Raw genomic sequence first — 22,137 nt, forward strand, 5'->3', positions numbered from 1 at the left:
CAAGGACGGGCTTGCTATGCTGCCTTCGAGACGGATCGGGTATCGCTCCGCGACTTGAGCCAGATACCTGCTCCAAGAAGAATACCGACAATGTCCGTGCGCCAGTCACCAGAGATCATGCACAGCGCTGCTGCCAGGAGCAGAACCCGCCAGATTGGGGCAAGCGGTCCCATGAGATAAGCCTGAACAGCGCCCGACAGGAGATAGACGCCGATGATTGCCGTTACCGCGTTGCGGATGATCTCCAGCCAGCTTGCTTCCAGCAGCAGACCGGGGCTGTAAAAGAACATGTATGGGACAATGAAGGCGGCAAGGCCGACCCGGAAGGCGGTCACAGAGGTGCGCATTGGCTCCGACCCCGCGATGGCAGCGCCCGCATAGGCGGCAAGTGCGACCGGCGGTGTGATCGCCGAGACGACCGCGAAGTAGAACACGAAAAAATGTGCAACGAGCGGGGCAATGCCGAGTTCGATCAGGCCGGGCGCGACGACGGACGCTGCGACCGCGTAGGCTGCTGTTGTCGGCATGCCCATTCCCAGAATGATCGAAATGATCATCGCGAAAATGAGTGCAAGCAACTTGCTGGTTTCGGCGAGCTCAAACAGCAGAGACGAGAACCGCGCGCCGACACCGGTCAGGGAAATCACGCCGACAATGATCCCGGCGGTCGCGCAGACCGTGATGATCTGGATCGACATCTGGGACGCGTTGCGCAGCGCTTCGATGATCTCTCGAATTCCCATGCGAAACGGGGTCAGCCAGCTCACCACCGCGGCCGAGGCAATGGCAAGTGTCCCTGCCCGGATGACCGAGTACCCCAGAAAGAGCGAACCGACCAGAATGACGATGGGCAGGAACAGGAACGCCTGTTTCGCCAGGTTCCGGAACTTCGGCACTTCCTCGTTGGTCATGCCGCGCATGCCAAGCCGGCGTGCCTCAAAGTCGACCATGAAGTAGATCGACACGAAGTAAAGCACCGCGGGGATCAGCGCTGCGACAACGAGTTCGGTGTAGGGGATGCCGGTGATTTCGGCCATGATGAACGCACCGGCGCCCATGATCGGCGGCATGATCTGCCCGCCGGTGGACGCAGCAGCCTCTATCGCGCCTGCAGATTGCGGTTGATAGCCGACACGTTTCATCAGCGGGATCGTGAGCGAGCCTGTCGAGACGACGTTTCCGGCAGAGGTGCCGTTGATCATGCCCATCAGACCGGAGGCGAAAACGGCGACCTTGGCAGGCCCGCCGCGGGCACGGCCCGCCGTTGCAAAGGCGAGATTGACGAAATAGTCGCCAACCTTCGAGCTTTGCAGAAATGCAGCGAAAATGATGAACAGGATGATGTAGGTCGACGAAACTGCGGTTGTGGGCCCAAGAATACCGTTGTCGGTAAAAATGTAGCTGAAGAAGCGCTTGGCATCATAGCCGCGATGTTCGAGAAATCCGGGAAGCCATGGCCCCAGAAAGGAGTAGCCCACGAACACCAACGCAATGACGACGAGAGCAAGGCCGGCAACGCGCCGTGTCAGTTCGAGCATGAGCGCGACGGCAACAAAAGCCGCCCAGGCATTTTGCGGGTCGGCAAAAGGTGTTCCGGCACGCAGTCTCAGGTTCAGCGCATCAAGGCTCAGAACGATAAAACCCGTTGACGCAAGGCTTGCAATCAGGAGCACCCAGTCGGTTGGCGCGACAGAGCCTTCCTTGCCACGCAGGAACCAGCCCGAAACGATCGCAAGCAGTGTTCCGCCGGCAAGCGTGATCCCGAAATTCGCAAAGACGGCGTCCGGGTTTTCGACCGTGCCGGTCGTCCAGTATTGAGAGAGGCCGTATGCCACCAGGCCGGACGCATACAGAACGGGAATTGCAGCAACTAGTGCGATGACAAGCTCAAGCCGGTCATTCCGCCAGCGCTTATCGCCGCCAACAAGAAGGATGCCTGTCAGTCCGAAGCCGAGGACCAGCGCTCCTGCGATGTGCAGAATGCGAAAGAGCCACGTTTCAAGCGGGGCAATGTTCAAGCTGTAAAGATGCCAAGCCGCGTAAAAGACGCATAGGAAACCGAATGCCAACCCCTGCCATCCGCGAAGGCCGTTGGGGCTGCCCTGATCGACATCTGCGGAAATCGGGCCTGTGGGTTCGGACATGACAATGCTCTCAAAGACAGGGATCGCCCCGAGCTGTCAGCGACAGCCCGGGGCCCATTTTGGCAACAGTCAGGCTTAGATTACTAGCCCCCGAGAGCCGGATCGATCTCGAATCCGTTTTCCTTGAACCACCGCACGGCGCCGGGGTGCCAGGGGATGAAGGCGTTCTTGTCGAAGTTTTCCGGAAGCGTTTCGATCGCCGCCTTGTGAATGTCGAGCATCTTCGGATTGTTGCTCATGACAGTGTCGACAACCGCATAGACGAAGTCTTCGGGCAGGTCCGCACGTGCGATCGCAAAGTTCCACATGGAAACACTTGCATGATCTTCCGATTGGGACGGATAAGTACCCGAGGGGATCGTGAAGAGCGAAACAGGATGTTCCTCGGCGATCTGCTTGGCCTGTTCGTCCGTCATGCCGAAGAAATTGACGTCTGCCTGTGCTTCCACCTGCGAGAATGCCGGGAACGGTATGCCGGCTGCCCAGGTGTAGACATCGATCAGGCCGTCCTGCAACTGTCCGGCAAGATCGGCGGCGCCGCCATGTTGTGCTTCGACGTTTTTGCCCAAGGTCTCAAAGAAACGGGGCCAGTATGTTCCGGGCGTGCCGCCAACCGGGCCAAAGCCGATCGTTGCACCATCGGGTATGTCGTCGAGGCTTTCGATCCCGGAGCTTTTCAGCGTCATCACGTGAAAGGCGGTTTTATACATCGGGAAGATAGCCCGGATATTGTCGTGCTTCAGACCGGGTGCCAAAGCGCTCTCGCCGTTGATCGCATCAAACGCGGGACCCATCGTGACCATGCCGAAATCAAGGTCGCCCGTCTGGACGAGGGCCGCATTTTGAACCGGTCCGGCCGTAACTTCTGCGCCACCTGGAATACCGAGTTCGTCGGCAACCATGTTGGTCCAGCCTGAGCCGTATACGAAGTACGTTCCACCTTGGCTTGCCGTTCCGACGGAAAAGCTCGACGGCCAGTCACTGCGGTCTTCAGCGACGGCCGCGGGCGCCATCAAGCCGAATGTCAGCAGTGCAGCGATTGTTGCAGGCGCGTTCTTCGAGAAAAGGTTCAATAAATCTGTTGCGCTGTTCGAAGCCATTGAATTCCTCCTCAGATAAATGCAGCGAACATCATGTTCGCGTCGGGTGTTCCACTCGCATGTCCAGCGATTTTTCATTTCTTTGTGAGAAGACATCGGGCGCAAGCGCAGGGAATCAAGAAGAAGTGCCGATAACATTTTGGAAAGGGCACATTTCCGGTGCGCTGAGCAGGATGGAAGTGCCCTCCTGACAGGCTACTGGACCTTCCCCGGCACACCGAATATGTTGCACCTGCGAAATAAGGGCGTCCTTGGCGGGAACCGGGGGCCTGGGAGGACAAAATGATAATCTGCCGAACAAAGGCGGAGATGCGCAAAACCGTTCAATCCTGGAAACGGACGGGTGAAACGGTCTCTCTGGTGCCGACGATGGGCTACCTGCATGAAGGTCATCTTTCGCTGGTCCGTACCGCGGCGCAAAGGGCGGACCGGGCCGTTGCAAGTATCTTCGTCAACCCGACACAATTCGGACCCGGCGAAGACCTTTCATCCTATCCGCGCGACGAAAAAAGGGACCTTGATCTCCTTGCTGCCGAAGGTGTCCATGCGGTGTTTCTGCCGAGCGTTGAGGAAATGTACACAACAGCTGGCGACACCCACGTCGAGGTTCCGAGCTTGTCCGGTATCCTCCAGGGAGCGCTTCGCCCGGGTCACTTTCGCGGTGTTTCAACGGTCGTGACCAAACTGTTCAATATCGTCACGCCGGATTTTGCCGTCTTCGGAGAGAAGGACTATCAGCAGCTGACACTGATCCGACAGATGGTGCGTGATCTTGATATGCCGCTGGAAATTATCGCTCATCCGACTGTTCGCGAAGCCGACGGTTTGGCCATGTCGTCGCGCAATGTGCGGCTGTCCCCTGACCAAAGGGCCGAAGCGGTGGTTTTGAACCTTGCACTCGGCAGGGCGGAGACGCTGGCTGCGTCAGGAGCCACGGTCCAAGAGATCGAAACCGCGTTGAGAAGCTGCCTCACGGAAGCGCCTTCAGCGGAGGTGAAAAGCGTCGATATCCGGGACGCCGAAACACTGGCTGAGTGTTCGGGACCACTCGATCGTTCCTCCGTGGTTCTGCTCGCTGTTCGCTTTGGAACCGTTCTCCTGATAGATCAGCGCGTAATCGCGCCGCAAAACTGACCCGAAGGATACGCCCCATGAGCGTGCAAAAACCTGTCCGCCGGCTGACCGCACCCCAGATTGCGAAGCGCAAGGGCGGCGATCCGATTGTTTCTCTGACCTCGTATCACGCGCACACAGCGGCCATTGTCGACAAATATGCCGACTTCATTCTGGTCGGTGACAGCCTTGGCATGGTGATGCACGGCATGGAATCCACTGTCGGTGTTTCGCTCGATCTGATGATCATGCATGGCAAGGCGGTGGTGCGCGGCACCAAACGCGCGCTCGTCGTGGTCGATATGCCCTTTGGGACTTACGAGGAAAGCCCGTCCGTTGCCTTCCGCAATGCAGCGCGGGTCATGAAGGAAACGCAGTGCGGTGCGGTCAAGCTTGAGGGCGGTGTCCGAATGGCCGAAACCATTCGTTTCCTGAGCGAACGCGGAATTCCGGTAATGGCGCATATCGGACTCACGCCGCAGTCGGTGCATGTCATGGGTGGGTTCAAGACGCAAGGACGGCATGAGGATGACTGGGATCAACACTTTGAAGATGCACGGGCGATAACCGAGGCCGGTGCGTTTGCTGTTGTCCTGGAGGGAATGGTTGAGCCCCTCGCGGCGCAGATTACCAAGGAAATCCCGATACCGACCATTGGTATTGGCGCATCGGCGGAGTGCGACGGCCAGATCCTGGTATTGGAGGACATGCTTGGCCTCAACCCGGCGCCGCCCAAATTCGTCAAGGTTTACGGCGACCTCGGAGGCCAGATTGAAGCAGCTGTCAAAGCTTATGCGGATGAGGTCAAAGACCGCACATTTCCGGCTGAAGAGCAGGTCTATCGCTGACTTGCATAATAACCTGAAAGAGACGCCCGATTTCCGGCTGCATATTGGTGCTTGGCGGACTAGTCTCAGCCCATGCTGATGATCCCACCTGATTTCGACACGCTTTATGAAGCGCTTCTCAACCGCGATGCATCCTATGACGGGCGCATGTTCGTTTGTGTGGCTTCTACCGGAATTTTCTGCCGTCTGACATGTCCGGCCCGCAAACCGAAGCGGGAAAATTGCACCTTCCATGAAACCGTTGCAGCGTGCATCGATGCCGGGTTCCGCCCCTGCAAACGTTGCCGCCCAACGGCGCCGGAGGCCAGCGCAGACCCGGTCGTCGCCACCTTGATCGAAGCGCTTGAAAAGCGCCCCGGATATCGCTGGGGTGAGCCGGACGTTGTGCGGATGGGGTTGGACTTGTCCACGGTTCGCCGTGCCTTCAAGCGGCATTTTGGCATGACATTTCTGGAGATGGCGCGCCAGCGTCGCCTGCAGGAAGGATTTTCCACGCTCGCGGAAGGCGGAAAGGTAATTGATGCCCAAATCACGGCCGGGTTTGAATCTTCAAGCGCCTTCCGCGATGCCTTTGCCAAAATAGTAGGTCAGGCACCAGGAACATTCTCCCAGGACCCGTTGCTGTTCGCAGACTGGGTGTCTTCGCCACTCGGCCCATTGATAGCGGTGACGGACAAAACGCATCTGCATTTGCTTGAGTTTCTTGATCGACGAGCGCTTCCTGCCGAATTCAAGAAACTTCAGAGCTTTGCGAAAGGCCGGATCGGATTCGGACGGACAGGCGTCACGGACCAGATCCAGCAGGAATTGAATGCTTTTTTTGCCGGCGAGTCTGGACGGTTTGAAACCAGGCTCGCTCTGCACGGCACTCCGTTTACCAAGGACGTTTGGCGTGAACTCTTAAAAATACCGGCGGGCAGGACCCGAAGCTATTCCGAGCTCGCAAAGGAGCTCGACAAGCCGGAAGCCGTTCGCGCGGTAGCCCGCGCCAATGGTGCCAATCAGCTTGCGATTGTCGTGCCTTGCCACAGGGTCCTCGGTGCGGATGGGTCGTTAACCGGCTATGGCGGCGGGTTATGGCGCAAACAGCGTCTGATCGAAGTGGAACAGATTTACTGCGCTGCCGAAACTCAGAATGAGCGGCAAAAGGCTGAGTGAACACGTCATTCATCGTTTGGCGCTGTTGCTCTTCGTGTGTCCGGATCGAACCCGTAGACGCTTGGGTAACGCCGTCGCCAGGTGATTGTCCCTTCAGGATCATATGAGAGCACAAGACCTTCGTAAGTGTTCATCTGACCATGCGGATAGGTCCGCTGACGACTGACCTGCAGTTCGGTTGGAGCAACGACATAGCAACGCGTCAGGCGCGCAAAGGCGCGGACAAATGCGTGTCCGTTGCCGCTCGTTACTCCGAGCGCGCGCAATGTGGACCCGTCCTCATGTCGGTCTGCATGCGCGCCTGCGATCCTGGCAACAAGGCACCCTCGAAACCAGATCTTGAAGACCTTGCCGCTCACATCTGACCAGGGTGCCATGGTGCTGGAGCTCAAGCCGGTTCCTAGCTGAAACCAGGCGGGCCAGCCATGCGCGTTCAAAATCAGGTTCTTGATCCGTCCGCCGCTCACGGTTCCTGCGGCAGCCACCACGCGATCGACAATGTCACGCTGGGTTGCTTCCGGGCGAACAGTTTCGGTGACGTCCATCCGATACGTTACGGCTGCTCGGGAATCATTTAGGCACATTGAAGGTGATGATATCGTAATCATTAAATATTCCTTCTGTTAAATCATGGAGTTGCCTTGCTATCCAATTGAATCGAAATAAAAAAATGATTCACTTTAAATATTGTTCTGTCGTCATATCCTACGTTGCGTAAATTTGTATGTCCGTGACTGTAATCACATTTTCAGGTGAATAGGTCGACAGGATTGATTCGGTCAAATTCGGAGTAAATTTTGTATTTGACTGCTGAGAGCAGGCAATTTTATTCAAGCTCGCAGTTTCGAATGTTGGTTGTAAATGGTTGTGGTGTCGAATTTAATGCTCTCAAGGCGGGTGGGCGGTTGTTTGATACAAAGCCGCTGCGTCTTCCTGTTTTTGGAGGCATTGATTTATGGATATTCACGCAGCTGTCAGGCAATTGAAAGTCGGAGACATTTTACATCTGGACGCAGAAACGTATGCCGATCCGGTTGTCGTCAGTGACGTTAGCGGGACACGCGACAAGCCGGTTTATATTCGCGGCCAGGCGCCGGTCGATCCCGACCCGGAACAGAACCTCGCGTTGCGGTCGCCGACGGTATTCGGAACAGATCTTTCTTATGAAGACTTTAAAGTCCGGGCCAACAGGCTGGCGCGTCTTCACGAGGCAGGCGGAAATTTCCCGGGCCTCTATTTCATGGCTGACAATGCGCAAATGATCCTGCGCAACTGTCAATGGATTGTGCTTGAGCACCTGACGTTTGAGAACTGCTGGCCGACCGCAATCTATATAGAAAACTGTCAGCACATCACGATCAGGGGCGTCCATTTTCGAGGGGGGACCTTTGCAATTGGCGCAACAGGCGGTGACACCAGGCACCTCCTGATCGAGGGGTGCGACTGGATACAGGACGTCAGCTGCCATGGCGATGCCCAGGTGCGTGCCATTCGCGAAACGCGCGAGTTGGACGACAAGCCCGACATCGACACCTGTCATCTGTGGCGTCAAACGCACTGGAACAAGATCCATGCGGACTTCAGCACCACCGGTCAATTCGTTCAGGAAGACGACGCGCGCGCCTATGATGGCGATTTCTTTCGGGCCTGGACAATCGCCGGCTACGTTATTCTGCGCGACAACTGCATCATGGACGCCTTTAACGGCATTCATTTCTACAATCAGACGTCAAAGGACCTGCAGGAGCGTTATGCGCGGAACGTGCTGATCAGTGACAACTGGTTTGTCCGAATTCGTGACAATGCCGTTGAACCGGAAGGTTACGCGGTCAACTGGACGGTCAGGAAGAACAAGTTCATTGACTGTTACGCGCCGTTTTCCATTGAACCGGAGCGATCCGGGTATTTTTACATCTACGGGAACCTCGGTTGGAGCAGGGATCGTCCAGGACCCGATGAAGACGACCCGTCCACAGGGCGCTTGTTTAAGTTCGGTTCAAAGCACGAAGCGGTCGGTCCGCATTATGTGGTGCACAACACATGGTTCGTGCGCAATCCGATGTTCAAGAAAATGCGCATTCGAAATTTTCATCACCTGAACAATGTCATTGGCTACAACGAGAACGCGGAAGACTTTTCGATCGACAAGATCAATCCCTTCGGTCCCGGCTGGCAAACACGGCACGATCCGGCTGCAGATTGGGCGGAAATCAAAAAACTGGAAAAGCGCCGATTCACAAAGGCCTGGGACGAATTGAATATCACCGTCGACAATGACATGGTCGGTCATCCGTCCTTTCCACTTGAGCTAAAGTCGGCAGGATACCCAATCGGTCCGAGGTCATCCGGTACCGTCCCTCAATTCAGGCACCCTCGCCATGGCCATCCTGATGGTTTGAAACTCGAAAACGCGATCGATGCTGCGCGGGTCACCTTCAAATTGCTCGATGGCGACGAAATTTACAATTTTGGCTCGGGTGAGCCGGCGATACGCGTAGGCGCCTGGCAGGAAAACGATCTCTTTTCACTGCGAGATCCCCTGTTCGTTCGCGACTGGGAATACCCTGCACCGATCAATATCGCCTGATGCCGGTGCAACTGCTTTTGAGTACAATTTCAAGATAAGGCCATGGGGCTTGTCGAAAGGGCCATGTGTCCGATACGAGTGGATCTGAGCGCAGCCGGTCACGAGACTTTCGACTCATGGTCAATGGCCTTGTGGCGAGGGGGCTTTTGTCCATTTCTACGTGATCATTCGGCGGTTATTCCAAAATGCTTTTCAAGAGTTGCCGGAGACCCTGGAAACGGTTGCGATTTGCAGAGTTTTCCGATCAAAAGTTGGAAAAAATTTACGCACCCTGTGCATTTTTTTCCGCAGCAAAATCGGGCGTCTCGGGCGAAGCGGATTGCGGTTTTGGGAAGTGTTCTTTGCCGTAACTAATTGGAATACCTGCTGAAATTGTTTGGCAGGTTCGTGTGCCGGTCAATTTGATTTTAAAACCGGTCTATTTTTTCATAACTCGCGGCGCAGCTATGCAAAAAATGAAGTACGATTCTTAGTATTAGATCATTGAATTATTAATCTCTCTCCCTTAAGTGTCCGCGTAAGTTGAAACGCCATCATTTCGGACAGTGTCCGGACAAAAGGAGGTCGGCATGACACGTGATGATCTCATCCGTGAATACAAAGAGCACAGCGGATCCTGGCAGGGTCTGGTGGGTGTCTATGGTTTGATTGTTGGCGTAATGGCTCTGTCCGGCTATCTTATGGTCGGCTGACATCGCCAAGAATTACAGTTTTTAGAACAGCAAAAACCCCGGGATTTTCGTCCCGGGGTTTTTGTTTTGTCTGCTTAGACGTTGGCTGCTTCACCAATCGAATCGGTGCCACGTTCCTCAAGCAGCGTTGTCAGCCAATTCGGGTCCATCTCCGGAACCGACGACAACAGCAGATCCGTGTACGGGTGATGCGGCGGGGTGAACATCTTGTCCTTTGGCCCCTGTTCAACCACCTTGCCTTTTTGCATAACCACAACTTCATCGGCGATCGAGCGGACCGTCGCCAAGTCATGCGTAATGAACATATAGGCCAGGTTCAGGTCTTCCTGAAGTTTGTCGAGCAGCTTCAGAATGCCTTCCGCGACCAGCTGATCAAGAGCACTTGTCACCTCGTCGCAGATGATGAAGGACGGTTCCGCAGCAAGTGCACGCGCAATCCCGATACGTTGCTTCTGCCCACCGGATAGCTCCGGCGGATACCGGTTGTAGAACTTTGCCGGATCCAGTTCGATCAGATCGAGAAGTTCATCGACCCGGTTCTTGAGCGCGGCACCGTGCAGGCCACCGTAGAACTGGGCCGGGCGGCCAATGATTTCGCTGATCCGGATTTTCGGATTAAGCGCCGTATCCGCCATCTGGTAAATCATCTGCGCCTGGCGAAGCTGATCCTTGGAGCGATCCTGGTACCTCGGCGGCAATACCTGGCCATTGTAGAGGATCTCACCCTTGGTCGGCGGCAGCAATCCGGTGATGCAGCGTGCCGTCGTGGATTTGCCCGAGCCGGACTCTCCCACGACGGCAACCGTCATACCCGGATAGATGTCAAACGACACGTCGTTGAGTACCTGGATCTTGCCATAGGCTGCATCGACGCCCTTGACGGAGACGATCGGGATGGAGTCTACGCCCGCAGGCCGGTTCTTTTGCGGACGCTTGAAGCTTCGGACGGCCCAAAGGCTTTTGGTGTAGTCTTCGCTCGGGGCATCTAGCATTTGTTCCGTCGGCGCTTCTTCGACCTCTTCGCCTTTCAGAAGCACCTTGATCGTGTCGGCCATCTGCGCAACGACCGCCAGGTCATGGGTGATGTAGATGGCAGCCGTGTTGAACTGGTCGACGATGTCCCTGATCGCAGCGAGAACCTCGATCTGGGTCGTCACGTCCAGAGCCGTCGTCGGCTCATCGAAGATGATGAGATCTGGACGGCACGCCATTGCCATTGCCGTCATAGCGCGTTGAAGCTGACCACCCGAGACCTGGTGCGGGTAGCGGAAGCCGATCTCGTCCGGATTTGGCAGACGGAGACGGTGGTAAAGTTCCATCGCATCTTCTTGCGCTTCGACACGCTTTTGGATGCGATACTGGATTGGAGCTTCCGTATGCTGATCGATGATCCTGTGTGCCGGATTAAAGGAGGCAGCGGCCGACTGAGCGACGTAGGCGATCCGTGACCCGCGCAGGGCGCGCAGGTCGCTCTCGGGGGTCGTCGTCAGCTCCATGCCGTCGAACTCGATCGAACCGCCGGAAATCCGGCAGCCGTCTCTCGCGAACCCCATCGAGGCCAGGCCGATCGTCGATTTGCCGGCTCCTGATTCCCCGATCAGGCCGAGGACCTCACCCTTGTGAAGGGTGAGGTCGACGCCATGGACGATCTCGATCCATTTTTCGTCGGAATACCCTTCGATCCGAAGGTCTTTGACTTGCAGAAGCACATCTTTTTTAGGGACCATGCTCAAACCTCCTTAAGGCCGGAGGACCGGAACAGCATCCAGTCGACAACGAAGTTCACCGCAACCGTCAGCAGAGCAATCGCAGCGGCCGGGATAAGCGGCGTAAGTTCACCGAACGAAATCAGCGTTGCGTTCTCGCGCACCATCGATCCCCAGTCCGCCGTTGGAGGCTGGATGCCGAGACCGAGGAAGGAAAGACCGGCAATCAGCAGGAACACGAAGCAGAACTCCAGTCCGAATTCCGCGACAAGCGGAGCGGTTGAGTTCGGCAGGATTTCCTTTCGGATAAGATACCAGGTGCCTTCACCGCGGAGCTTTGCGGCTTCGATGTAGTCCATGACGACAACGTTGCCGGCAACGGCCCGCGTCAGACGGAAAACGCGTGGCGAATAGATCAACGCGACCACGATGACAATCACAATGAGACTGGTTCCGAAGATACTCAGGATCAGCAGTGCGAAGATCAGAGACGGGATCGACATGATCACGTCCGCGAGCCGCCCCATGAACTGGTCGAACCAGCCACCCTTCGTCGCAGCCAGAAGCCCTGCGAGAGCGCCGGCGATGAACGCCAGGCTGGTTGCCACGAGGGCGAGGCCGACCGTGTTGCGAGCGCCGTAGATGATCCGGCTGAACATGTCGCGGCCGAGCTGATCTGCTCCGAGCAACATGTTTTCGTCCGCAGGTGCAAAGGCTGAAGAGATCACCTCAGCTTCGCCGAATGGCGCGATGACCGGCGCAAAGATCCCGGCAATGGCGTAGGTGAAGATCACGAACATGCCGAACGCCGCCGTAAGCGGCGCAGTCCTGAGTTCCTTTGCCACACCATCTGGTACGATGATGATCAGGAACTCGCGGAAAGCGTAGGAAACGCCTGCGGCAAGCGCAAGCAGTCCGGCGGCGATTGTGATGAAGCGCAACGCGGGCACACCGCCGACGATCCCTGTGACGAAGGAAATGAGCGTCAGCGAGAAGATCAGCAGAAAGATCTGCCGTTGCTTGAAGTAGGCTGCCAGGCACGAAGCCCCGATCAGCAGCGCATAATATCCAATGACGAATGAATTCATGTCGCTGCCCTCACTTCGGATGCCGCAAACGCGGGTTGGTCAAGATGGATCCGACATCGGCTGCAAGGTTCAGCAGGATGAAGGTCGCAGCGAAGATGAGACAGCACGCCTGAACGATCGGGAAGTCACGCTTCGAGACGGCATCGACAAGAAGCTGGCCGATACCCGGGTAAACGAAGACAACCTCAACAAGAACCACGCCTGTTATCAGGTAGGCAAGGTTCAGGGCAACAACGTTGATGATCGGTGCCCAGGCGTTGGGAAGCGCATGTTTGACGATAACTTTCCACGGCGGCACACCTTTCAATCGTGCCATTTCGATATAGGGCGAGGCCAGGAGGTTGATGATCGCGGCACGTGTCATGCGCATCATGTGAGCGGTCACGACCAGAACCAGCGTTAGCGCCGGCAGGAACGTCCTGTGGAGCAGTTCGCCGAAGCTCATGTCTGTGCTCAGGCTCGCGATCGCCGGGAAGTAGTTGGTCTTCACAGCCAGGTAGAGGATCAGGATATAGCCGAGGAAGAATTCTGGAGAGCTGATCGATGTCAGCGTCACGACGTTTGCCACGCGGTCAAACAGCGTATTGCGCAGCAGTGCGACGATGACGCCTAGAATGATCGAAATCGGTACGGCAATAACGGCGGCGTAGCAGGCCAGGAACAGCGTGTTTATAAAACGGCCGCTGATGGCTTCGGTGACCCGTTCACCGGAGATCAGGGATACGCCGAAGTCGCCGGTCAGGGCACCTCCGAGCCATTGGAAGTAGCGCAGTATGGCAGGCTGATCGAGCCCCATTTTTTCGCGCAGCGCTGCAACAGTTTCAGGTGTAGCGGCCTGCCCCAAAACGGCTTGGGCAATGTCGCCCGGCAGTAATTCGACCGCGAAGAAAATCAGGATTGAGATCACCAGAAGTGTGACCACACCTAAGCCAAGTCTCTTAAGGACCAGCTGTAGGATGTCCCCCATTTGTCCCTCCAGAATAAAGACGCCCGGTACCCCAATTGACCGGATTTGTGTCGGGTGCGGACCCAGAACAGGTCCTGAATTTGTCTTTAGAAATACCCGACAGTCTAGTGAGAAACGACCTTAGAAGAGAGGCCGTTCCGATGCGAGTGCGGCGGGCAATGCCCGCCGCGAGTATTGAAAATCAGCCTTCGAACCACCAACGATGGGTTCCGCGTGCGCCATCGGTCTCCCAGGACGCAGAGACGCTTGGGCCGTGTTTGACGTTCTTGCGGCGTGCGTAGACAAAGTTGACGAACATCGGGATGACGGTGCCCCCGTCGTCGCGGGCGAGCATGCACATCTCGTGGTACATTTCTGCGCGCTTGGTTTCGTCGAGCTCCGCTTTCGCCTGAAGAAGCAGTTCGTTGAAGCGCGGGTTCTTCCAGTGTGCTTCGTTCCAGGCTGCATCGTCTTTGTAGGCGAGCGTGAACATATTGTCCGGTGTCGGGCGTGCGCCCCACTTGACGAAGACCCAGGGCTTCTTGAGCCAGACATCCGACCAGTAGCCGTCGTTCGCTTCGCGCACCGGTTTGATGTCGATGCCCGCTTTCTTGGCCTGCTCGGAATAGAGCACGATCATGTCGACCGCACCCGGCAACACGCTATCGGCTGCTGACAGACTGACGGAAAGGTTTTCCATGCCGGCCTGCTTCAGATGCCATTTTGCCTTTTCCGGATCATATGTCCGCTGCGGAATATCCGCCGGGAAGTAAGGCATGTTCGGCGACACGTGGAAGTCGTTGCCAGGGATGCCGGTGCCGAAGACGATCTTTTCAACGATCTCCTCACGGTCGATCGCCAGCTTGAGCGCCATGCGGACATCGACATTGTCGAACGGTGCGACATCGCAGAACATCGGCAACGTGATCGCCGAACCGGATGGGATGTTGTCTAGCTCGACGTCAGGATGGCGTTGCAGAAGCGCCATCGTTTTCAGGTCGACAGACGAAATAGCATCGACATCGCCGGTCACCAGGGCGGTCTGACGCGCGTTCGGGTCATTGAGAGCGGTCATGTCGATACGGTCGAACCAGGCTCCTTCACGATGCCAGCCGTCGTGGCGGACGAGCGAGGTGCCAATGCCGAACTCGTTCTGCTCGATCTTGTACGGGCCCGCGCCGACGCCGCTTTCCCAGTCCACCGATCCATCGTCTTTTGCCGGAAGCATGACGAGGTGGTAGTCGGTCAGGATCCACGGCAGGTCTGCAAATCCCTGATCGAGTTCGATCACGATATGCGTGTCGCCGTCGGCCTTGATATCAACCACGCTGTCGAGGAGCGCCTTGGCGGCCGAAGTCGACTTTTCACCGCGGTGGAAATTCAAAGATGCGACGGCATCGTTTGCCGTGAACTTGCGCCCGTCGTGGAAGGTTGCATCCGTGTTCAGCTCGAACGTCCAGGTCTTGGCGTCCGGGCTCGCTTCCCAGCCGACGGCCATGTCAGGGCCAAGGCCATTTTCTTCCGTGATTTCTGTGAGATAGCTGCGGTGCGTGTGCGCAAGCTGAATGGAGTAGACACTCTGGTAGGTGCCGGGATCATGGCTGTCACTGGTGTTGCCGTCATGCACGCCATAGCGGAAAGTGCCGCCGCGCTTGGGTTGTGCCTTTGCCTGTGACGTCCAAAGTCCTGTCGCTGTCGACGCTGTTACACCTGCAAGCATCGAGTAATGCAGGAACTCGCGTTTTGAGATGCCGCCGCTGCGGGCCGCCTTCTCAAGGTTATTTAGCAACTCTGGATTTTTTGATTTTGTCATCGTTCTCCCCTTCAGGATCGTTGCCTGACTTTTGTCGTCCAATTTCCCACATGCAGCTTCAGCATATTTCCGGTATTTGCAAAGCTCATATGCGACATTTAATCAGCAAAACACGAACAATGCCGATTCCGCTACCCTTTTGATAAAATTCTTTCTTCGGGTTTTTGATTTTGATTAACCCGGTTTTTCTGCGTTGCAGCACAGAAATTGACCAGTTGCTTCACTTCTGGGCAGCGATGTGACAACTGTGCGTGCACAAGCCAGACAATATTATTGAATACTTAGCCGACATCTGGCAATGCACCCGAAATTAACTTTTTTTAACTTTTTCAATTTTAACTCGATAAGCTTTTGATGCGGATTGAATGAAATTCGCAAAGGTTCCGCGCGTATTCGGTCCGGAACGTGAAATAGATTTCGGAAACGGCACGCTTCAGACGTTAAAACATGACTGCTGCATCGCAATCACGATGTCGTGGGCAGGCCGTCAAAGCGTCACGTTCAAAGTTCAGCAACCCCGGAAAATCTGATTGTATCGCCGATATCGCTATGATCCGGCAGGACCTTTTTCGATCAGCGATCGGTTGTGATGCCATTTTCCATAAGGACGCAGCTCTAGGGTGTTCACATCGCCAGGCAAGCTTATCGAAATTGAATGAAATGTCGGAAAATGCGTACCACGTTCGGATTCTGGCACGCGGCATCCCGGGCAATTGCGCACTCTGAAACCAATGCAGATCAGATTTCGGAGACTTTGATGAGTGTTGCAGCTCGCAGTCGCAGCGGTGGCCGTGCCGGCCGCAGAGCCATTCGAACCGCTCCAGACCATGCCATGCTTCCGGGGCTTACCCGGAACCTTCCGCTATGCGAGCCACTTGACGGCGACCAGATCCGAAAACTCGACGATGCGTCCATGTCGATCCTTGAAGAGGTCGGTATCATCTTTCGCGACCCGATCGCGCTGAACGACTGGAAGACGGCCGGGGCGAAGGTCAATGGCGAACGCGTCTATCTGGACCGGGGGCATGTGCGCGAACTGATCAGCACTATCCCGTCCAGTTTCACCTATCACGCCCGGGACCCGTCCAAGAACATTCCGCTTGGTGGAAACCGCTCCATGTTCGTTCCCATGACGGGTGCGCCGTTCCTCAGGGATCTCGACGACGAAAGGCGCAATCCGACGCTGGATGATCTGGCGATGTTTCACAAATTGAGCCACATGCTTCCGGCGATCCATTCCAGTGCACACCACATTGTGGAGCCCTATGACCACCCCATCAGCCATCGCCACCTGCGCATCACCTATTCGTCGATGAAACACTCTGACAAGACATTCATGGGCATGACGACCAGCCCGAAGAATGCGGAAGACGTCATGGACATGTGCGCGATCCTGTTCGGCGAGGACTATCTGGAAGACCACCCTGTCACGACGGGAAACTGCAATGGCAACTCACCGCTTGTCTGGGACGAGACAATGCTCGGTGCCATGCGGGCGTTCTCGAAGCGAAATCAGCCGGTGCTGTGCTCGCCCTTCGTGCTTGGCGGCGCCAACACGCCGGCATCGGTCGTGCCTGCGGTCGCCCAGCTCAATGCGGAAGCGCTGAGCGCACTGGCCTATACGCAGGTAATCCGCAAGGGAGCGCCTGCAATCTACGGGCACTATCTGTCGACGGTTTCCATGAAGTCCGGTGCTCCGATGGCCGGAACGCCGGAAATCAGCCTGATGAATTTTATCATCGGCCAGCTGGCCAGGTATTATGACGTGCCGTGGCGCACCTCCGGCTCGCTTGGGGGAGCCAAGACCTTCGACGCGCAGGCGGGTTATGAAAGCGCAACCACCTTGAATGCAGTCATCCATGCGGGTGCCAATTACGTCTGGCACACGGCCGGATGGAACGAAGCGGGCATGCATTGCTCGGTTGCCAAGTTCATCGTCGACGCCGAACAAACTGCAATGGTGTACCGCATGGCCGAAGGGCCTCGATGGGATGATTTCGACGAAGCGCTTGCAGCGGTGCGCGACGTCGGGCCGGGCGGTCACTATCTCGGGCATCCCCATACGCAGGAGAATTTCCAGCGGGCCTTCTTCATGCCGGACATGTTCGACAACAACTCCATCGAACAATGGAAGGCGGAAGGAGAGGTGGAAATCACCGAACGCGCCCTGAAACAGGCACGCAAGCTGTTGTCCGAATATCAGGAGCCCAAGCTGGACGAAGCGAAAAACGAGGCGCTGCTCGACTACATCGCCCGCCGGGAACGCGAAATTCCGGCGGAAGATGCCCTGAATCAGGACTATTGATACGTGAACGGGGAAGGGGCCGGGTGTCCCTTCAGGCTTGCTAGTCGGAAGCTTCAATGAAGATCAAATCGGTCGAGATTTTCCGCCACGACCTGCCCGTGAAGAACGGGCCCTATACCATGGCCAACGCCGAGGTCTGGGCCTTGGAAACAACGCTGGTCAAGCTGATCGCCGACAACGGCCTTGTCGGATGGGGCGAGACCTGTCCGGTCGGCCCCACCTATGCCGAAGCACACGCCCGTGGTGCGCAGGCCGCCCTGCAGCAAATGGCGCCGGCCTTGATCGGCACTGAAGTCCTGCCGCTCACGATGGCAAGGACAATGCACGCAGAGCTCAATGGCCACAACTACGCCAAGGCAGCGATCGACATTGCCGGGTACGACCTGCTCGGCAAGCACCACGGCGTGCGGGTGGCAGACTTGCTTGGCGGCGTCGCGAATGAAAATCTGCCGTCCTATTATGCGACCGGTGTCGGCGCTCCGGATGAGATCGCGAGATTGGCGGCTGACAAGCGTCAGGAAGGCTATCCACGCCTCCAGATCAAGGTTGGCGGGCGAGCAGTGGACTTGGATATCGAAACCATTCGCAAGGTCTGGGAGCGGGTATCAGGTTCCGGCATGCGCCTCGCCGTCGATGGCAATCGTGGCTGGACGACGCGTGACGCTCTCCGCGTCAGCCGGGAATGCCCTGACATTCCTTTTGTCATGGAGCAACCCTGTAACCGGATCGAGGATTTGGCGAAAATCCGGCCTCAGGTTCAGCACGCCATTTATATGGACGAAAGCGGTGTCGATCTGGCGACCGTCATTCGTGCGGCAGGCAGTGGCCTCGTCGACGGTTTCGGCATGAAGGTGACCCGGATCGGCGGGCTGCAGCAAATGGCTGCGTTCCGCGATGTTTGCGAGGCTCTCAATCTGCCGCACACATGCGACGACGCGTGGGGTGGCGATATCATTGCATCGGCCTGTGCGCATGTTGCCGCGACGGTGAAACCTGCATTGCTGGAGGGGGTCTGGCTCGCCGAACCCATGATCGAAACGCCATACGTGGAGGATGGCGGCGTTCGCATCAAAGACGGCCATATCCGACTGCCGCGAGGCCCGGGTCTTGGCATTGTACCGGACGAGCGTCTTTTCGGCGCGCCGATCGCGTCATTCTGATTGGGAGGCAAGAGTTGCGTTTTGCAGAAAAGAGAGCGCTCGTAACCGGCGCTGCCGGTGGTATCGGACAGACCATCACGCGGCTGCTGCGTGACGAAGGCGCAAAGGTGGCTGTTGCGGACATGAATTGCGATGGACTGGATGCGGATGTCAATCTGCCCGGGGATCTGTTGGAGCGCAGCTACGCAGATGGTCTTGCGCAAGCTGCGGCCGAAGCGCTCGGTGGCCTCGACATCATCGTCAACAATGCCGGGGTGATTTCGCGAGGACCTGTGACCGAGACCAGCGACAGTGACTGGGCATTGTCCGTGGGCGTCAATGTGGAAGCGCCGTTCCGTATCTGCCGCGCGGCAATTCCGATCATGGCGGTTGCCGGCGGCGGCGTGATCGTCAACGTGGCGTCCTGCTGGGGTATCCGTCCGGGGCCGAACCATGCGGTCTATTGTATGACCAAGGCGGCGATCGCGTCCCTGACGCAATGCATGGGTCGCGACCATGCGCATCAGGGCATTCGGATCAATGCGGTGTGCCCGAACGAAGTCGATACGCCTATGCTGCGCAGCGGATTTGAAAAACGCGGATTTGATCCTCAGTCGGCTATTGCGGAGCTGGGCAGGACAGTGCCTTTGGGCCATGTCGCGCAACCGGAAGAGATTGCGGACGTCGTTTTGTTCCTGGCCTCCGACGCCGCACGTTACATGTGTGGTTCCCTCGTCGAGGTCAACGGCGGGAAACCTGTTTCATGAACCGGTTCGCGGACAAGGTCGCTCTCGTGACAGGCGGGCGCAGCGGTATCGGCAAGGCCGTTGCCGAACGCCTGAGGGCCGAGGGCGCCCGGGTGTTTACGGCACAGAGGGGCGAGGATCCGGATTTCGAAAGCGTGCCGGCGGACTTCAGCGATCCTGATGCGCCGCAGCGCGTCATCGAGGAGGTCACGGCGCGGGCCGGTGGCCTGGATGTTCTCGTCAACAATGCCGGTGTCATGCAGGAAGCTTCGGTTGAAGATATGGATCTCTCCGACTGGCAGCGCTCGCTGAACATCAATCTGACCGCACCCTTCCTGCTGATCAAGCATGCGCTGCCCCATCTGCGCAAGTCACGCGGTGCTATCGTGAATATCGGGTCGATCGAAGGCATCGGCTGCAACGGCAATCATGCCGCCTATTCGGCTTCGAAGGCCGGATTGCATGGGCTAACGCGTGCTGTTGCGGTCGATCACGGTGCTGAGGGAATAAGGTGCAATGCGGTTGCTCCGGGTTGGATCGACACCGATCTCAATCTCGATTTCATCGATGCGATGCCGGATCCCGAAGCCTTCCACCGCGATGTCGGTGCGCTTCATCCTGTTGGCCGGACGGGGTTGCCGGAGGAAGTGGCCGCTCTTGTTGCATTTCTGGCGGCTTCTGAGAGCGGCTTCATTACCGGCCAGACCTATATTGTCGATGGCGGCCGCATGACACGATTGAGCTTGCCTTAGTCGCACTGCTTTGGGCAGAGCAGCCCAGTCTACGAGTAACGAAATGCATCTCTGATGGCCGCCTTCATGGAGTTCAGGAGATCCGGTTCTTGCTCGTTGCTCTCTCCAAGAACAAGGTTGGACACCGGTGTCCGTTTGAACCCCTGTCCTTCGCCGAGAACAGTCATCTGGGCATCGATTGAAGTGCGTCCTAGAAGACCTATCGCGACCCCTGCTTCAACAGCGGCCTTTACCCCGGAGACGCTCTGACTTGAATAAATGACCCGGAACGGTTTCTTGCTCGCCGTTAGCGAGGCGATTGCGGCGTCGCGCCACCAGCAGGCGCGGTCAAACAGGGCGACCGGAAGCGGGTCCAGGGTCTCGATGTTTCTGTGTTTCGACACGACCCAGTGTGTCGCATCCTCAAAAATAACCTCTTCGGTCGCGGTCGGGTTTTCAACCTCGTAAACGGCAAGATCCAGCTTGTCTCTGGCGAGCATCTCTGGAAAATCCGGGCTCAGCGAACAGGTGACCTCAAGACGAACCTCAGGATGGGCCTGGACAAACCGTCCGATAATCTGCGTCAGCTTTGCCCTGCCGTGATCGTCGGGAATTCCAAGGCGCAGCGTTCCACGCAAGGAGGTCGAGGTCAGATCGCGCAATGTCGCGTCGAGCCGCGTGGTCACATCCCTGGCAACGGGCAGCAATTGTTTTCCCGCATCGGTCAGCGAGACGCCGCGCCCGGTTCGTCGAAACACCGCTTGGCCGACTATATGCTCCAGCCTTCCGACCTGCAGGCTTATGGCCGACTGAGAGCGGCCGATCCTTTGCCCGCCCTCGGTAATGCTGCCGGTATCAGCCACCGCGAGAAATGTGCGTAGGAGATCGCTGTCAAGATTTTCCATCGAATTTACCAATGTCTGATATGCAAGATATTCGTTTTTCTAATGTAAGAAACACCCGTATGGTGCTGCCGTCAACAGCGGGAGTCGCCAATGAACGTTCGGGAAATGACAGTGAACTGGAACCGTGGGCAGGCGTTGCGATTGGCAGCCATCGCCGTATTGGTCGTTGCCCCTATCGTGATTTGGCCTGCTTTCGTATTCGACGGTGTTTGGTTTTCGTTGACCGGGCTTGTCTCTGTGTCGCCGCTTGTCATACCCGGCATCCTGCTGACCGCCTGGATAATGTCGAGTGGTGCAGACAGGATCATCAAGCAGGCTTTCGAAGGCCGGATGGCATACACGGTCCTGGCGGCTTCGCTGATCGGCGCGCTCACTCCGGTCTGCGGCGTGACGGTTCTGCCGCTGATGGTCGGCCTTCTGGCAGCCGGAGTTCCCCTTGCGCCCGTGATGGCTTTCTGGCTGTCTTCACCGGTCACCGACCCGGCGATGCTCGCGACAACGGCCGCGACGCTCGGTTTTGCCTTCGCGATTGGCAAGACGGTCGCGGCCTTCGGGTTGGGTGTTTTCGGGGGCACGGTCACGGCCTTGCTGACACGCCATCAGCCACAGCAATCTGTTCTGCGCACAGGTGGTCTCGCGGCGGACCTGACAGCAAAATCTTGCTGTGGTGCCACGTCATTCGAGCCACGTGTCTGGCAGCAAGCAGACCGCCGCCAGGCCTTTGTTCGTCAGGCACGCGCCACGACGCGATTAATCCTGATCTGCCTGTTCCCGGCCTTCTTCGCAGAATATGCGCTAAACGCCGCGCTGACACCTGGCGCGCTTGCGCATTATGTCGGGGAAGACAAATGGTGGGCGATCCCGGCTGCCGTTTTTGTGGGCGCGCCGGCCTATATCGACGGCTACGCCGCATTGCCGCTCACGCGCGCACTGGTCGACAACGGGATGGCACCCGGTGCCGCGATGGCCTTTCTGGTTTCCGGTGGCGTCGTCAGCATTTGGGGTGCCCTAGCGATTTTCCCTGTCCTGAAATTGAGGCCTTTCCTGTTGTATCTGGCCCTGGCTGTGACCGGGTCGGTTCTGGCGGGATATGTTTTCGGCTGGGTCTATTGATGC

At 57.1% G+C, this 22,137-nt stretch carries 18 protein-coding genes; 10 read left to right on the forward strand and 8 right to left on the reverse strand.

Annotated features, from left to right (window positions below):
• Nucleotides 1–14 precede the first annotated feature (14 nt).
• Together ABVF61_RS14005 and ABVF61_RS14010 are read right to left on the reverse strand one after the other, a co-directional pair.
• Nucleotides 15–2,144 carry a TRAP transporter permease gene (locus ABVF61_RS14005; protein ID WP_353994167.1) on the reverse strand — a complete coding sequence of 710 codons (2,130 nt, stop codon included), beginning with the start codon at nucleotides 2,142–2,144 and terminating at the stop codon, nucleotides 15–17.
• A gap of 83 nt (nucleotides 2,145–2,227) precedes the next feature.
• Nucleotides 2,228–3,244 carry a TAXI family TRAP transporter solute-binding subunit gene (locus tag ABVF61_RS14010; RefSeq protein ID WP_353994168.1) on the reverse strand — a complete coding sequence of 339 codons (1,017 nt, stop codon included), beginning with the start codon at nucleotides 3,242–3,244 and terminating at the stop codon, nucleotides 2,228–2,230.
• A gap of 282 nt (nucleotides 3,245–3,526) precedes the next feature.
• On the opposite strand from ABVF61_RS14010, the gene panC reads away from it, so the two are divergent.
• From panC to ABVF61_RS14025, 3 genes are all read left to right on the forward strand, one after another.
• Nucleotides 3,527–4,378 carry a pantoate--beta-alanine ligase gene (gene panC, locus ABVF61_RS14015; protein ID WP_353994169.1) on the forward strand — a complete coding sequence of 284 codons (852 nt, stop codon included), beginning with the start codon at nucleotides 3,527–3,529 and terminating at the stop codon, nucleotides 4,376–4,378.
• A gap of 17 nt (nucleotides 4,379–4,395) precedes the next feature.
• On the forward strand, nucleotides 4,396–5,205 hold the full coding sequence (panB, locus tag ABVF61_RS14020) for a 3-methyl-2-oxobutanoate hydroxymethyltransferase (protein WP_353994170.1): 810 nt from the start codon (nucleotides 4,396–4,398) through the stop codon (nucleotides 5,203–5,205).
• Nucleotides 5,206–5,277: 72 nt separating this feature from the next.
• The gene (locus ABVF61_RS14025) at nucleotides 5,278–6,363 is read left to right on the forward strand and encodes a bifunctional transcriptional activator/DNA repair enzyme AdaA (RefSeq protein ID WP_353994171.1); all 1,086 of its coding nucleotides are present in this window, start codon (nucleotides 5,278–5,280) and stop codon (nucleotides 6,361–6,363) included.
• 5 nt (nucleotides 6,364–6,368) lie between these two features.
• Here ABVF61_RS14025 and ABVF61_RS14030 read toward each other — a convergent pair whose 3' ends face one another.
• Nucleotides 6,369–6,908, reverse strand: coding sequence for a hypothetical protein (locus tag ABVF61_RS14030; protein WP_353994172.1), 540 nt, complete (start codon nucleotides 6,906–6,908; stop codon nucleotides 6,369–6,371).
• A gap of 410 nt (nucleotides 6,909–7,318) precedes the next feature.
• On the opposite strand from ABVF61_RS14030, the gene ABVF61_RS14035 reads away from it, so the two are divergent.
• Together ABVF61_RS14035 and ABVF61_RS14040 are read left to right on the forward strand one after the other, a co-directional pair.
• Nucleotides 7,319–8,950: a right-handed parallel beta-helix repeat-containing protein gene (locus ABVF61_RS14035; RefSeq protein WP_353994173.1), complete on the forward strand. Its 1,632-nt coding sequence runs from the start codon at nucleotides 7,319–7,321 to the stop codon at nucleotides 8,948–8,950.
• Nucleotides 8,951–9,519: 569 nt separating this feature from the next.
• On the forward strand, nucleotides 9,520–9,642 hold the full coding sequence (locus ABVF61_RS14040) for a hypothetical protein (RefSeq protein WP_299475938.1): 123 nt from the start codon (nucleotides 9,520–9,522) through the stop codon (nucleotides 9,640–9,642).
• 74 nt (nucleotides 9,643–9,716) lie between these two features.
• Here the strand turns inward: ABVF61_RS14040 and ABVF61_RS14045 are convergent, their stop codons facing one another.
• From ABVF61_RS14045 to ABVF61_RS14060, 4 genes are all read right to left on the reverse strand, one after another.
• Entirely contained in the window at nucleotides 9,717–11,369 is a 1,653-nt protein-coding gene (locus ABVF61_RS14045) for an ABC transporter ATP-binding protein (protein WP_353994174.1), read from the reverse strand.
• Nucleotides 11,370–11,371: 2 nt separating this feature from the next.
• Nucleotides 11,372–12,436, reverse strand: coding sequence for an ABC transporter permease (locus tag ABVF61_RS14050; RefSeq protein WP_353994175.1), 1,065 nt, complete (start codon nucleotides 12,434–12,436; stop codon nucleotides 11,372–11,374).
• A 10-nt stretch (nucleotides 12,437–12,446) separates the two neighbouring features.
• Nucleotides 12,447–13,403: an ABC transporter permease gene (locus tag ABVF61_RS14055; RefSeq protein ID WP_299475931.1), complete on the reverse strand. Its 957-nt coding sequence runs from the start codon at nucleotides 13,401–13,403 to the stop codon at nucleotides 12,447–12,449.
• Nucleotides 13,404–13,584: 181 nt separating this feature from the next.
• On the reverse strand, nucleotides 13,585–15,195 hold the full coding sequence (locus ABVF61_RS14060; RefSeq protein ID WP_353994176.1) for an ABC transporter substrate-binding protein: 1,611 nt from the start codon (nucleotides 15,193–15,195) through the stop codon (nucleotides 13,585–13,587).
• A 757-nt stretch (nucleotides 15,196–15,952) separates the two neighbouring features.
• On the opposite strand from ABVF61_RS14060, the gene ABVF61_RS14065 reads away from it, so the two are divergent.
• From ABVF61_RS14065 to ABVF61_RS14080, 4 genes are read left to right on the forward strand one after another with little or no spacing between them, the layout of a single operon-like run.
• A complete protein-coding gene (locus tag ABVF61_RS14065) occupies nucleotides 15,953–17,500 on the forward strand; it encodes a trimethylamine methyltransferase family protein (protein WP_353994177.1) in 1,548 nt (515 codons plus the stop codon).
• Between the two features lie 56 nt (nucleotides 17,501–17,556).
• Nucleotides 17,557–18,660, forward strand: coding sequence for a mandelate racemase/muconate lactonizing enzyme family protein (locus ABVF61_RS14070; protein WP_353994178.1), 1,104 nt, complete (start codon nucleotides 17,557–17,559; stop codon nucleotides 18,658–18,660).
• A gap of 14 nt (nucleotides 18,661–18,674) precedes the next feature.
• Nucleotides 18,675–19,406 (forward strand): SDR family NAD(P)-dependent oxidoreductase, encoded by a 732-nt coding sequence (locus ABVF61_RS14075; RefSeq protein ID WP_353994179.1) that lies wholly within the window; start codon nucleotides 18,675–18,677, stop codon nucleotides 19,404–19,406.
• Complete coding sequence (locus ABVF61_RS14080; RefSeq protein ID WP_353994180.1) at nucleotides 19,403–20,137, forward strand: SDR family NAD(P)-dependent oxidoreductase; 735 nt, start codon at nucleotides 19,403–19,405, stop codon at nucleotides 20,135–20,137. The genes ABVF61_RS14075 and ABVF61_RS14080 overlap by 4 nt, the downstream gene beginning before the upstream one ends.
• A gap of 29 nt (nucleotides 20,138–20,166) precedes the next feature.
• On the opposite strand, the gene ABVF61_RS14085 is transcribed toward ABVF61_RS14080, so the two are convergent.
• Nucleotides 20,167–21,021, reverse strand: a complete 855-nt coding sequence (locus tag ABVF61_RS14085; RefSeq protein ID WP_353994181.1) for a LysR substrate-binding domain-containing protein — start codon at nucleotides 21,019–21,021, stop codon at nucleotides 20,167–20,169.
• 90 nt (nucleotides 21,022–21,111) lie between these two features.
• Between ABVF61_RS14085 and ABVF61_RS14090 the strand changes: the two genes are divergently transcribed.
• Nucleotides 21,112–22,134 (forward strand): permease, encoded by a 1,023-nt coding sequence (locus tag ABVF61_RS14090; RefSeq protein WP_353994182.1) that lies wholly within the window; start codon nucleotides 21,112–21,114, stop codon nucleotides 22,132–22,134.
• Nucleotides 22,135–22,137 lie beyond the last annotated feature (3 nt).

The organism is Roseibium sp. HPY-6, assembly GCF_040530035.1.
GTDB lineage: Bacteria > Pseudomonadota > Alphaproteobacteria > Rhizobiales > Stappiaceae > Roseibium.

Coding starts and splice junctions, on each gene's coding strand:
- ABVF61_RS14005 (WP_353994167.1), bottom strand. CDS start 2,144: ATGTCCGAACCCACAGGCCCGATTTCCGCAGATGTCGATCAGGGCAGC.
- ABVF61_RS14010 (WP_353994168.1), bottom strand. CDS start 3,244: ATGGCTTCGAACAGCGCAACAGATTTATTGAACCTTTTCTCGAAGAAC.
- panC (WP_353994169.1), top strand. CDS start 3,527: ATGATAATCTGCCGAACAAAGGCGGAGATGCGCAAAACCGTTCAATCC.
- panB (WP_353994170.1), top strand. CDS start 4,396: ATGAGCGTGCAAAAACCTGTCCGCCGGCTGACCGCACCCCAGATTGCG.
- ABVF61_RS14025 (WP_353994171.1), top strand. CDS start 5,278: ATGCTGATGATCCCACCTGATTTCGACACGCTTTATGAAGCGCTTCTC.
- ABVF61_RS14030 (WP_353994172.1), bottom strand. CDS start 6,908: ATGGACGTCACCGAAACTGTTCGCCCGGAAGCAACCCAGCGTGACATT.
- ABVF61_RS14035 (WP_353994173.1), top strand. CDS start 7,319: ATGGATATTCACGCAGCTGTCAGGCAATTGAAAGTCGGAGACATTTTA.
- ABVF61_RS14040 (WP_299475938.1), top strand. CDS start 9,520: ATGACACGTGATGATCTCATCCGTGAATACAAAGAGCACAGCGGATCC.
- ABVF61_RS14045 (WP_353994174.1), bottom strand. CDS start 11,369: ATGGTCCCTAAAAAAGATGTGCTTCTGCAAGTCAAAGACCTTCGGATC.
- ABVF61_RS14050 (WP_353994175.1), bottom strand. CDS start 12,436: ATGAATTCATTCGTCATTGGATATTATGCGCTGCTGATCGGGGCTTCG.
- ABVF61_RS14055 (WP_299475931.1), bottom strand. CDS start 13,403: ATGGGGGACATCCTACAGCTGGTCCTTAAGAGACTTGGCTTAGGTGTG.
- ABVF61_RS14060 (WP_353994176.1), bottom strand. CDS start 15,195: ATGACAAAATCAAAAAATCCAGAGTTGCTAAATAACCTTGAGAAGGCG.
- ABVF61_RS14065 (WP_353994177.1), top strand. CDS start 15,953: ATGAGTGTTGCAGCTCGCAGTCGCAGCGGTGGCCGTGCCGGCCGCAGA.
- ABVF61_RS14070 (WP_353994178.1), top strand. CDS start 17,557: ATGAAGATCAAATCGGTCGAGATTTTCCGCCACGACCTGCCCGTGAAG.
- ABVF61_RS14080 (WP_353994180.1), top strand. CDS start 19,403: ATGAACCGGTTCGCGGACAAGGTCGCTCTCGTGACAGGCGGGCGCAGC.
- ABVF61_RS14085 (WP_353994181.1), bottom strand. CDS start 21,021: ATGGAAAATCTTGACAGCGATCTCCTACGCACATTTCTCGCGGTGGCT.
- ABVF61_RS14090 (WP_353994182.1), top strand. CDS start 21,112: ATGAACGTTCGGGAAATGACAGTGAACTGGAACCGTGGGCAGGCGTTG.